Source organism: Echinicola strongylocentroti, assembly GCF_003260975.1.
Taxonomy (GTDB): Bacteria; Bacteroidota; Bacteroidia; order Cytophagales; family Cyclobacteriaceae; genus Echinicola; species Echinicola strongylocentroti.
This window is the reverse complement of record NZ_CP030041.1, coordinates 3,028,911-3,041,312: the sequence shown is the minus strand read 5'-3', so window position 1 is coordinate 3,041,312 and position 12,402 is coordinate 3,028,911. Positions and strand designations below refer to the sequence as shown.

At 40.4% G+C, this 12,402-nt stretch carries 13 protein-coding genes; all 13 read right to left on the bottom strand.

What is annotated here, in order from left to right; all coding sequences use genetic code 11:
* Positions 1–133: 133 nt before the first annotated feature.
* Positions 134–886: a YqjF family protein gene (locus DN752_RS11795; protein WP_112784127.1), complete on the bottom strand. Its 753-nt coding sequence runs from the start codon at positions 884–886 to the stop codon at positions 134–136.
* 497 nt (positions 887–1,383) lie between these two features.
* The gene (locus DN752_RS11790; RefSeq protein ID WP_112784126.1) at positions 1,384–1,701 is read right to left on the bottom strand and encodes a GIY-YIG nuclease family protein; all 318 of its coding nucleotides are present in this window, start codon (positions 1,699–1,701) and stop codon (positions 1,384–1,386) included.
* A gap of 342 nt (positions 1,702–2,043) precedes the next feature.
* Positions 2,044–2,856 (bottom strand): CPBP family intramembrane glutamic endopeptidase, encoded by an 813-nt coding sequence (locus DN752_RS11785; RefSeq protein ID WP_162633196.1) that lies wholly within the window; start codon positions 2,854–2,856, stop codon positions 2,044–2,046.
* Positions 2,857–3,015: 159 nt separating this feature from the next.
* A complete protein-coding gene (locus tag DN752_RS11780; RefSeq protein WP_112786520.1) occupies positions 3,016–3,831 on the bottom strand; it encodes an alpha/beta hydrolase in 816 nt (271 codons plus the stop codon).
* A 25-nt stretch (positions 3,832–3,856) separates the two neighbouring features.
* Entirely contained in the window at positions 3,857–4,624 is a 768-nt protein-coding gene (locus DN752_RS11775) for a hypothetical protein (protein WP_112784124.1), read from the bottom strand.
* Positions 4,625–5,187: 563 nt separating this feature from the next.
* Positions 5,188–6,951 carry an Ig-like domain-containing domain gene (locus DN752_RS11770; protein ID WP_245949517.1) on the bottom strand — a complete coding sequence of 588 codons (1,764 nt, stop codon included), beginning with the start codon at positions 6,949–6,951 and terminating at the stop codon, positions 5,188–5,190.
* Positions 6,948–7,835, bottom strand: a complete 888-nt coding sequence (locus DN752_RS11765) for a class I SAM-dependent methyltransferase (RefSeq protein ID WP_112784123.1) — start codon at positions 7,833–7,835, stop codon at positions 6,948–6,950. Before DN752_RS11765 ends, DN752_RS11770 begins: the two co-directional genes overlap by 4 nt.
* Before the next feature lies 1 nt (position 7,836).
* Positions 7,837–9,702 (bottom strand): tRNA uridine-5-carboxymethylaminomethyl(34) synthesis enzyme MnmG, encoded by a 1,866-nt coding sequence (gene mnmG, locus DN752_RS11760; RefSeq protein ID WP_112784122.1) that lies wholly within the window; start codon positions 9,700–9,702, stop codon positions 7,837–7,839.
* A gap of 198 nt (positions 9,703–9,900) precedes the next feature.
* A complete protein-coding gene (ybeY, locus tag DN752_RS11755) occupies positions 9,901–10,338 on the bottom strand; it encodes an rRNA maturation RNase YbeY (protein WP_112784121.1) in 438 nt (145 codons plus the stop codon).
* A 2-nt stretch (positions 10,339–10,340) separates the two neighbouring features.
* The gene (locus tag DN752_RS11750; protein WP_112784120.1) at positions 10,341–10,742 is read right to left on the bottom strand and encodes an ATP-binding protein; all 402 of its coding nucleotides are present in this window, start codon (positions 10,740–10,742) and stop codon (positions 10,341–10,343) included.
* A 36-nt stretch (positions 10,743–10,778) separates the two neighbouring features.
* On the bottom strand, positions 10,779–11,540 hold the full coding sequence (locus DN752_RS11745) for an exodeoxyribonuclease III (RefSeq protein WP_112784119.1): 762 nt from the start codon (positions 11,538–11,540) through the stop codon (positions 10,779–10,781).
* 84 nt (positions 11,541–11,624) lie between these two features.
* Positions 11,625–11,987, bottom strand: a complete 363-nt coding sequence (locus tag DN752_RS11740) for a hypothetical protein (RefSeq protein ID WP_112784118.1) — start codon at positions 11,985–11,987, stop codon at positions 11,625–11,627.
* A complete protein-coding gene (locus DN752_RS11735) occupies positions 11,980–12,336 on the bottom strand; it encodes a carboxymuconolactone decarboxylase family protein (protein ID WP_112784117.1) in 357 nt (118 codons plus the stop codon). The genes DN752_RS11740 and DN752_RS11735 overlap by 8 nt, the downstream gene beginning before the upstream one ends.
* Between the last annotated feature and the right edge of the window lie 66 nt (positions 12,337–12,402).

Below are 12,402 nucleotides of genomic sequence, written 5' to 3'. Positions count from 1 at the left end.
TGCCTCCAAACTAACTGATTTTCTTGCAATTTCAGCTCTCACTACGATTCCTAATGCATAATCAGGGTTTAAGTAATCCCTAGCCTCGCTCTGCATGGAAAAGACCGTGGAGAAGGACTAGTGAAGATTGCGGTTAATTCCCATTACTTTCCAGTGCTACATTTTCGCTAAGATATTTTTCATTGCCCCATGCCAAAACCTGTACCCCACTGGAATAATGACACAAGTCAGGACGACCAGAGAAAAGCTCGCTGAATCGTGGGTAATTTAGCTCGATGGATGTTAACGTTACTTTCTTAGCTGGCCATGGTGCATGATGGATTTCGTAAGCATTGATTGCGCCAGGGCTATCCTGAAACAGGGCGTATCTTTCCATCAGCCACCATTCCAGTTGACTTTTTTGTTTTACTGATGCACCTATTTCAAAATCTAAATGTAACCTATCTTCTAATGGATCATTCGTGGACCGATACATTCCCTGCTTCCTTTTCATCACCGAATACCGATAAGGCAAAGCGGAAAGACTCTTGGCCATTTGACAGGATAATCTTTTGCTGCCTTCTATACTCAAAAAATATACGCCTTGTTTTCCTTTGTAATTGACGTAAGTGCGGATATTGATTTCATGAAAATTAGATATCGGTGAGAAAGCAGGGAGTACTTTTGGCCTAATCCGCTCCATATCGAAAGCTACCACAGAAACCCAGGCCTTTCCTTCAAACAAGTCTATTTCCAATGTATCAGGAACCCATTTCCTTAGTTCCTGTTCTTCTACTTGCCAATGCAAAAAAATGGCATCATTCCACTCTTGGTAATACTTCCAGCCTCCTTGCGGAAGTGTCCATGGACGGTGGTTTTTGATTTGAAGCAGTTCTTTTATACTCATATGCGTTTTATTAACGACTTTCTTGCCAGTAGGTTTTATTTCTCACGGAACGCACAGAACACCCAGAATGAAGTAGGGTTTTTCTGAGATTTCCGTGGTTACTATGAGCAAGAATTTACTATCTCGGATGAGGCTGATGTCCTTGCGGTCATAAAAAGTAGATGTATTTGGATATATCTTCAAATCCCCATCCCTTCGGCTACGCTCAGGGACCGGGGATCGCTTCGCTCAGGGAACGAGGATCGCTACGCTCTGCGACCGGGGATCGATTCGCTCTGGGAACGATAGACGATTTCGTATAGGGAACGAATGTGCGGATGAGCTTCGAAAAACTTACTTCGGTGACAGGTTTCCATCGCTATGTTTCGGTTGTTAAGCATTAGTGCGGAAACGCTAATGGCCGGATTCCAATGATTAAGCTTCGCTGGCTGGACTCCGTTGACCAAACTCCGGTGGCTGAGCGTAGCCGAAGCCACAAGCCACCAAAAACCAGTAATTTACTCCTTTTTGCTATTATAATTTTTGAAATGCGTCTTATTCTGACATGCTGATAAATTGTGTAATTTATCCAAATCTCCATTAATCAACGCTATTTTCTTGCTCCGTCCCCAACCCTGGATTTGTTTCTCTCTGTAAAAAGCTTGATCTACTCTAGCATATTCCTCAAAATATACCAGTTCTACTGGAAGGTATTTTCTAGTAAAGTTAGCCCCAAATCCAGCTTGATGCTCAGCCAATCTCTTACCCAAATCAACCGTGCTTCCTGTATAAAAAGCTCCATTTGCGCAGGCTAAAATGTACATGTATCCTTTCATTGTCGCGTTATGTTTTGTTAATCCGCCTTCGATCCCTTCGGCTACGCTCAGGGACCGAGGATCGATTCGCTCTGGGAACGAGGATCGCTACACTCTGGGATCGAGGATTGATTCGCTCAGGGAACGAGGATTGCTACACTCTGGGAACGAAGACCGATTCGCTCTGCGAGTGAGGATCTCTTCGCTATGGAACCGAAATGGCTAAGCTCAGGGAATGCACAGAACCCCCAGAATGAAGTAGGGTTTTTCTGAGATTTCCGTGGTTACTGTGAGCAACAATTTACTATCTCGGATGAGGCTGGTTTTCGGTGGCTTCGGCTACGCTCAGCCACCCGCTATTCCCTACTCCCAGAATTTCGCTGCGGGGGTGATATTTACCTCGTCAGGTACTTTTACTTTTTCCTTTAGAAATTCTTTCTTCAAAAGGTAAATGCATCCAGCAAAGGTAATTAAGCCCACCACAATGATCATGACGGCATAAAAGGAGCCACCATAAGTATCTAAAAAACTGCCATCCAACGTAGGGGTATCTTTATTCGTTAACGATATCAATAAGGCCATGAGATTATTGGTCATGTGGATCAATATGGCTAAGGAGATTCGCTTTGTTTTCCAATACACCCAGCCGGCAAATATCCCTATTACAAAGGCAGAAATAAATTGCCAGGGATTAAGGTGCAGGATTCCAAAAAGAAAACTTGAAAGAAGAATCGATTTCACAGGATCATATCGTTTTAACAATCCATCAAGAACAATGCCCCGCATGATCAGTTCTTCTAAAAGAGGAGCAGCTACTACGATGGCCACATGCGAAAAAATACCAGAATAATGCATTCCTTCAAAAATCTCCCTAAATACCTCCGGCATAGGGATCAAACTCACCAATGGAGTGGTAATCGCAAATAGCATAGACGTCGTGCAGAGTATTACAAGTGCTGCAATCCTCAAATTACCAATCGCAAAGTTAAATGACGCATCTCCATTTCTTTTCTTACGTTTGGCCTTAAAGAGCAATAGTGGAATTGAAAATACAAATATGTAATAGAGTAAAAATGAAAGCCCTTCATCCAAAATAAGTCGAAGCCCAATAAACAGTGGCGAAAATACTAGCATAGAAAGTACCATCAGCCCCGTTATTCCCCAGCTTTCTGCCATGCTGGGATAGGGTTTAGGTTTCAAAAAGTAGTTATCCATAAAAATTGATCAAAATAATACAAATACTAAAAACCTAAAGTACACAATTTTGTAAGAGAAAAACATATAACTATTTCTCCTAAATTATGCAAAATTGACCTATACTAAGTAATATACTGTCTATTTCTTCCTGGCTTCAAATTTACTATTGAAAAATAGCAGTTGATAGGCGATGGCATTTTGCCAATACTCGGCATTGTGCACTCCGGGTCGTGAGATAAAATCGTGGGGAATATTACGCTCTTCCATCTTTTCGTGCAGACGTACATTGGCATCATAAAAAAAATCATGGCGGCCGCAATCAAAGATGATGTCCAAGGTTTTTCCATCCAGCAGGTGGAGCATGTTGATGACACTATTTTCCTCCCAGACTTCCTTGTTTTCAGCATAAGATCCCAACCTTTTGGCGATGTCCCAATTCAACGGAAACGGCCGGATGTCCACACCGCCACTTGTACTTCCCACAGCTCCCCAGACATCTTGATGACGAAAGCCCAGATAAAGTCCTCCATGACCGCCCATGCTCAAGCCCGTAATGGCACGATAGGCACGATCTGGCTTGGTAGCATAATGGTCATCCACCCAAGCGACCAATTCGGAAGCGACGTAAGACTCATATTGCATTTTAGGGTCTATAGGGCTGTCGAAATACCAACTGGTGACTCCTGCATCAGGACAGACGATGATAAGGCCGTAGCGGTCCGCATATTGCTGCAAATCGGCAATCCTTGCCCAAGTGGTGTAGTCGCCACCAGCTCCATGGAGCAAATATACGGATGGATAAGTGGTCGAGCTGGAATAGCCACTGGGCGTAATGATCAGATTAGGCACATCCTTGTCCATCGCATCGCTGTGGACTTGTACGGTATCGGTCTTGGCCAATACAATGCACTGCAATCCTAGAAAAAGGGCTACGAGGCTATAAATTTTTCTCATGTCAAGGGAAATACTTGGAGCCATTTCAATCGCTCGATTTCTCAAACTTGCCAATGGCAAAATTCAGTTTCACATAAAATGCACTTGGATCAAACGCCGGTGCATTAGAGATTATCAGGTCTTTGCGAAGGTCTGCACTAAAATTCCTTCTGAGCTTGGTCACACTGGAATAGAGATTTAGCATGTATCCTACTTGCAAGCCCATCCTGGAATACACGCCCACTTGGGTCGTTGGTTTGAGAAATGCGCCTAACAACTTATCCGCATTCAGGCTAAAGTTGAGACCAAGGTTCCGCTGATATAGGAAGCTGGTGTTCATATTTCCCATCAGGTTTTCATTGAAGTCTGACTCCAGATCTTTGGCAATAAGATCCAGTGAGGTCGTCCCATAGTATATTCCCACTTTTGGGTAAAATCTCCAATCCTTGGTGAGGCTATTTTTCCAGTGATATTGTAAACCTGCCGTCACATGGACAGGCAAGTATCGATAATTTACGTAATCATTGCTGAACCTTTTTTTGTTCAAGTTAAAATCAGCCTCTGCAAAAATCCCCAATCTTGACATGGCCACATAGGATATTCCACCTCCCAATGTTGCTGTTTGCTTTTCGAACGTTTGGTAACCTTGTCCACTTAGGTAATTGTTTAGCTCTGTGTAAGGCTGATTTCTGTATCCGGCCGAAATATAAAAATCCGTAAAATAAATTTTTTCTTGCGATGTACTATCCTGTGCAAATAGTGCTATATCAAAAACCGAAATTATTAACAGTGTAAGTATTAACCCTCTCTTCATAGTGACTGAATTTTCTTTGACAGGAGTAGTGCATGCTTAGGCTGGCGTCTAACCTTTTCAAAAGTTAAAGTTATCCATTTTTATTTACTGTAAACAGATTTTTTGCCAATTGATTGAATTTAAATTTACTGACATTTTAATCTGTCATGACATCTCTATCAAATGGGATTTTGGGTTTTCTTCCACTTTCCACACCCTTTATATTTATATTATATTCTTTTTTTAAATAAAAAACTATTACAGTTATTATAGTGTGGATTTGTGGGTAAGTTGGTTGTTTTTATTTACCCACATGTTATGCCTTTCTTATTCATGTTTAATTCACCTATTGTCCACAGCTTATCCACTTGCAACAGGTTGGATATGAATGGTAGTATGTAAGAACCCTTAATTTGTGCATAAATAACCATTCGATTTAGTGTTCATTAATTTGTGTGTGTACAATTGTGGATAGAGGTTTATAAAATTGTGGTTATCCATAGGCCAAAAAAAATTATCCCAAAAGCCAATTCACTTTTGGGATAACCCTTGATTTGTCCATATGTTATAGACAGTTATTCACACTATTTTTGTGAGTTATCTACAGCCGTTTTGTCAGTATTTTGGTCCATTTTCGGAATGGTATCCGTCGTGGTATTGCCATTATTTTTCCTTAGCAGACCTGATTCTGGTGTAGGCATAATATTGATGTTTTGGTTGGTCCACTTTCCTCTAAGGAGTATAAGGTAAGATTGGTTTTCAGTGTCACGGTAATAGTAAATAGGTTCAGGCTGCCGGAGTTCATTGTAGTTGCCAGGATCCCACTTGCCATTATCGTTGCGGTCTATAATGGCCCTTACCATGTACTCGCCTGCTTTGATCTTCTTAAAGCTGTAATTATACTGATCTCTTAAAATTGTTTCACGTGATACTTCACCATTTTTACTTAGAAGTTGGACGATGATTGGTAGTTCCTCAACCATTATTTTGCCTGTTACTTCATCAGCAAGGTTTTCTGGATCTAGTTTAGTAAACGTTGTTTTGATTTCCTTTTCGTTGAATTGATCTTCGATGTCAATAAAGGTGGAGTCAGAGGCATAGAACTGGTAATTTGTTGTTGACAAAGTATCATTTACCGGTATGGAGAATAATAATGTTGACCGCAATGAACTGTCTTTAAAACTTATATGTCTCGGCTCGATTTTAATGAATGATGCTGTATCGTATTGGATGAATAATGAATCATAAACAATATCTTTAATGGGTTTATTAAATGAAATGGATGTGTTGATGTCTTTTAAGAAGTCTTTGTCTTTAGCTATGGTAGGTGTTAGGTTTTCGGGTCTTCTGTCACTTTCCATAAAGGATGCATAAAAAGTGGTATCTACGCCAAATCCTACAGAATCCCTGACACTTATAGATACCTGTGTACTATCCTCCCGCAATGATGTATGATAAAAGCGGATGTTCTTTTCATTGACTCTATAATATAATGATGTGCCGAGATCAGGATGATTGACTTTTAAGGTGGCTGGGTACTTGCTGAGGACTACATCAAAGGTTCTTCCTATGGATGATGTACGATTGATTTTAAAATCAGATAGATCGCCTTTAAACAAGTTAAAATAGCTTCCAGATACATCCTCCATGATGTTGATGGTGTCAGCGATAAAGGCATAAGGCTCACTTTTGTCTTCGGCCTTGGACGTGTTGTTATCGTCCTGCCAGGCATATGCTCTATATTGGCCTCCTTTGATATTAGTGATTTCAAAATTCCCAGTAGAATCTGTTTGTGTGAGATAATAGGGTGGATCTGTAAATACATCCATAGTATCGTCCTCTATCCTATATAGTCCCACGATGACATCTTCCATATTAGGTTTTTGCTGAGGAAATAAGAAGGAAACCTTCCCAATAAATCGGAGACTATCAATCAAATTTCCTGTGGAGAAGACCAGTTTTAAGTTTTCAGCAGGATTGCTTTCTGATATGTCTTGTATGCTTTTTTGGAAGTTAAAGACATAGGTAGTGCTATCTTCCAACTCTTGACCAATTTTGATGCGGAGCTCATTCTTGAGCGCAAGAAACTCCATTTTGCTCTTGTCCAAGCTTGGTGTGATGATGACATTCCGTTGGGGATTTTCGGTCTTTATAAATTCATCGAAGACCAGCGTCACATTTTCTGGCTTGATATTGAGGCTTTGGTCTTTGGGATTTGATGAAAGCAGTTTGGGAGGTTCTTCGTCTTTGGGGCCACCCATTGGGGAACTTTGCTTTGCGCAGGCGTAGCAGAGTAGTAGGGCTGTGGTAGCTAATATTAGGCTGATATAGTGTTTTCTATTGTTCATTTCTTCTTTAATATAAACAATATGCTTGAATAGTTATTGTTGTTGTTTTTAGCTAATTTGTTTGATTTATATCCTGTTAAAAATGAATTTATAAGATTTTTCTTATTATATTTTATATTGTTGGATAGAATGGATACATAGTAACTGTCAAATGGCATGGGTTCTTCTGCAGTGATGCGTAAGTCAAACTCCTCTGCTAATTTTCGCATCGTGGGCCTGGTGAAATGGTACAAGTGTCTCGGCACATCCATAGCTGCCCAATGCTCTTTGAATAACGCGGCGTCGTAGGAAGCATTGTTTGGTACTGCCAGGAAAAGTGTTCCCCTTTTCTTTAATCGTTGAAGAAGGAACTTCATTGTACCTCTTAGATCGTGGACGTGTTCGAGGACATGAAAAAGTGTGATGGCATCAAATTTCTTTTCATTTTCCAATGATTCCAATTTAGGATATAGTTGGAGGTTAAATTTGCCACGAGCGATTTCTGTCGCTTCTTCACTAGGTTCATAGCCTATTCCCTCCCATCCTTTGGTGCTGGCATGATGAAGAAAATGGCCAGTCCCACAACCGTAATCCAATAGTCTTCCTTTTTTCTCTGAATACTTCGTAATCCAGTTTACCTTTTGCTGTAAGGTTATTTTTCTTACCTGTTTGTAGATGAGGTTAACGAGATTATTTGATTTATCAGTATGGGAAATATAGTCCTTTGATTCGTAATATTGGCCGATATTTTTCTGGCTTGGTCTTGGGTTGGTAAATAAAAAATCGCAATTGCTACATTTACAAATGCTAAATGATTCGTCAGAGACGCTGTGGTCTTTCACCACCATATGATTAATAAAAAGTCCACTTTCACAAAGTGGACAGTTGGTTAATCTTTCGTACATGTTATCTTCCTAAATAAACCGTGAGAATGGACAGATCAGCTGGTGATACACCACTGATTCTGGATGCTTGCCCGAGGGTTTCGGGACGTATTTTATGCAATTTCTGCTTTCCTTCAGCAGACAGTGCTGGAATGGCGAGGTAGTCAAAGCTGGACGGTATTTTGAAGTTTTCCATGCTATTGAGTTTCTCTACCATTTGTTTTTCCTTTTCGATATAGCTGTTGTATTTTATTTGTATTTCCGCTTGATCTAGTACTTCTTGTGGGTATTTTGATAGGTATTGATCGATGTCTGGGTCTAATTTCTTTATGGATGTTAGTCCCAGTTGTGGCCTTTTAAGCAGCTTTTCTACGGTGATCTTTTCTTTGATCGTAGCAGTATCTTTTTCTTCCAGTCCTGAATTGATGCTTTCTGGACTTAGTTTCTTTTGCTTAAGATCATTGATCAGTTTGGCGGTATCATTTTTCTTGTCCAGCATTTTCTCCAATCGCTCATCTGAAGCTAAACCTATAGAATGACCAAGTTCTGTCAATCGCAAATCAGCATTATCTTGTCTAAGTAAAAGTCTGAATTCAGCCCTTGAGGTAAACATCCTATAAGGTTCTTCGGTGCCTTTATTGATGAGGTCATCGATAAGTACTCCGATGTAGGCATCGGATCTTTTTAGCAGGAAGGGACTTTCTTCCTGTACCTTTCTAGCTGCATTGATACCTGCTATGAGTCCTTGGCAGCCTGCTTCTTCGTATCCTGTGGTTCCGTTGATCTGCCCTGCAAAGAAGAGATTTTCTACCAGTTGTGTTTCTAGTGTTAATTTTAACTGCGTTGGTGGGAAAAAGTCGTATTCGATCGCATAGCCTGGACGGAACATTTTGCAGTTCTCAAAACCAGCTATTTTTCGGATTGCTTTGTATTGGACATCTTCCGGGAGTGATGTAGAGAAGCCATTGACGTAGATTTCTACTGTATCCCAACCTTCAGGCTCTACAAAGATTTGGTGTCGGTCCCTTTCAGCAAAGCGGTTGATTTTATCCTCTATCGATGGACAATACCGTGGTCCTAATCCTTGAATACGTCCATTAAACATCGGTGACCGATCAAATCCCGTCTCCAATGTTTCGTGTACTTCTTTATTGGTATAAGTTATCCAGCAGGTTCGTTGTTCTTTTAAAGTAGATGTTTCATCAGAAAAGGAGAATTTTTCTGGTTTTTCATCGCCGTATTGAACCTCCATTTTGGAGTAATCTAATGACCTTCCATCCACTCTTGGGGGTGTACCGGTCTTCATTCTTCCTGCTTCAAAACCTAGGTCCACTAATTGTTCCGTAATTCCTTTGGCTGCAGCTTCACCAGTTCTGCCTCCTCCAAACTGCTTTTCTCCTATATGTATGAGTCCGTTGAGAAATGTCCCATTGGTAAGAACTACTGATTTAGCCTTTATTTCAAGGCCGATACCAGTTTTTACACCCACTACCCTTTTGTCTTCTACGACCAAACCAGAGATCATTTCTTGCCAAAAGTCCACGCCTGGTGTGCCTTCCAATGCCAATCTCCACTCTTCGGCAAAGCGCATTCGGTCATTTTGTGATCTTGGGGACCACATAGCAGGGCCTTTAGACCTGTTGAGCATTCGAAATTGGATCATGGATTTATCGGAAATGATACCTGTCATTCCACCGAGTGCATCAATTTCACGAACAATTTGTCCTTTAGCCACACCACCAATAGCTGGATTACATGACATTTGAGCAATAGTGTTCATATTCATGGTACATAAGAGTACCGAATTACCCATTTTGGCTGCCGCATGAGCTGCTTCGCATCCTGCATGGCCTCCCCCAACTACTATTACATCGTATTCTGGAAACATAATTGTGTATATTTTTTAATTGTTCCACGTGAAACATCTGATCTGGAATGGATTCACTGTTTCACGTGGAACTTTTAGGTTCTTTGTATTACTGTTCCACGTGGAACAGTTGGTTGTATTCTATGATCGCTAACTAGTGTTCCACGTGGAACAGTAAGTTGTTGCTACTTTTGTTTTGTAAACGTTCCACGTGGAACGTTAAGTATTTTCTTTTAGTTCGAAGAAGTGTTTTATGGCTTCGTCTTCTTTTGCTCTCATAAGTTGGGCTTCTTCTTTGGTTTTGTCCTTGTAGCCGCAAAGGTGAAGAAGTCCATGGCTGATTACGCGTATAGTTTCTCTATAGGTGTCTTGGTTTTGTGTTTTTGCATTATCTATAATGCGCTCAATGCTTACGAAAATATCTCCTTCTAGCAGGTTTTCTTCTTCGGAGTTGTCAAAGGTGATGATGTCTGTATAGGTATCGTGGTCTAAATAATCCACGTTTATCTGGTAAAGGTATTCGTCAGTGCAGAAAATGTAGTTTAGATCAGTGATCTTGAACCCCTCTTTTTGACCTATTTCTCTTAGCCATCGTTTGGTAAGGTTTTTTTGTGGTAAATTGTAGTTGATGTCTTCTTGAAAGAAATTGATGGCCATGGTCAATTCATGTAGAATGTAAGGATCGTTTTCTTACCATCATTTTCAAAATCCACTTCATCACTCAGGTGTTTCATGATGAATACTCCTCTTCCACCTGACTTTTCCAAGTTTTCTGGTGCAGTTGGGTCTTTTAGGTTTTCGTAATCAAAACCTTTCCCCTCATCTTCAACGATGAATTTCAATTGGTTTTCCAGGAAATTCACTTCAAGATTTACCGCTTTGTTAGCATCTCCTTGGTTGCCGTGGACAATGGCATTGCTGACACATTCTGTTACTGAAATCATGATGTTGCCATAGATATCGTCATTGATCTGGAATTTTTCCCTCGCATTATCAATGAAGCTTTCTACGATCTTAATATTCTCAATGAGAGATGGAATAGAAATTTTGATCGATTTCATTAAGTCTTATGGTTAATATATCCTATAAATTTCCTTTTACGCTATTTCTACCAAGATGGGACAATGATCAGAGTGCACTGCATCCGGCATTATCCTAGCTCCTTTTACTCTTTCTTGCATGTCAGAACTCGTCATATGATAATCTATCCGCCAACCTTTGTTGTTTGCTCGGGAATTGGCACGATAACTCCACCAGGAATATTCATGGGGAGATGGGTTATATAGTCTGAAACTATCATCAAAACCTGCTCCAGTGAATTTGTCCATCCATGCCCTTTCCTCTGGTAAAAAACCCGATGTGTTTTTATTTGCAACAGGGGTATGAATATCAATGGCCTTATGACATATATTGTAATCACCACTGAGAATCAAATTTGACGAGGTTCGCTTTAGATCCTGCGTGAAGCCAAATACATCATCCAAGAAAGCATACTTGAAATCTTGCCGAATGCCTCCTGTGGTACCGGAAGGGAAATAGGCACTGATAAAGGAAAAATCACCATAATCTGCCCTGATCATCCTGCCTTCGTCATCGTATTTGTCCACTCCCATTCCATAGGTAACCTTTTCTGGTTTTATTTTGCTGAGGATAGCTACACCGCTGTATCCTTTCTTCACAGCGGGATACCAATAGCAGTGGTAGCCCATGTCTTCAAATACACCGATCTCTATTTGATCCTCTTTGGCTTTTATTTCCTGTAAGCCAATGATATCTGGAGAGGTTTCGGTAAGCCATTCACCAAACCCTTTGCGCATTGCTGCTCGGATACCGTTGACATTATAGGATACGATATTCATAGATAATGGATTTATTTTCTTTTCAGTTGATCACTATAAATTGATTTATATGATAAACCGATATTTTTATTCTTAGCAAAAACTTTATTTAATGTCTATTTCAAATTCTTTTTCGAAATATTCCAAGACTTGTATTTTAAGTAATTTTTCTTGCTCTAGCATGTCAAAATGCGGCAGTTCCTTCACCAGTTTCCAATGTGGCCAACCATCCTGGTCTATAAAATCCAACTCATAAAAACCAGAAAGGCTGAGCACTTTACATATCGCAATATGCATTAGGTCTTGTTTCTGTTCCTTACTGAAGTTTTTCATCCCTTGGCCAAGCTCTTGGACACCAATGATGAACAGTACACCGTTCAGGTCAGCAGGTTTCTTGCCGATCAGCTCATGGAGGCCCTTTAAGAGTGTGCTCCAGCGCTTTTCTAGGTCCAGGTCCTTTTTAAACATCTTTGTTTGCTTTGTTTTCTAGTTCCTCCCAGTATTCAACGGCTTTCCGTAGGTGTGGGATGACAATAGTCCCTCCGATCAAGTTGGCAATGGAAAATACTTCAAAAACCTGATCCTTTGTCAGGCCTACCTCGTGGCATTTGCCCAAGTGATAGCGTACACAATCATCACAGCGAAGTACCATCGAACAGGCCAAGCCGATCATTTCCTTTGATTGGATATCCACTGCACCTTCTTTGAAGGCGTTTGTGTCCAAATTGAAGATCCTTTTGATGACTTTGTTGTCCTCTCCCAGGATCTTATCGTTCATCTTCGCACGGTACTCGTTGAATTCGTTGACTAAATTCATTAACTTATAGGATAGTTTTTATCTAAATAGCAAATATAACAGGTATTTTCCTGTCAATTAGAACTA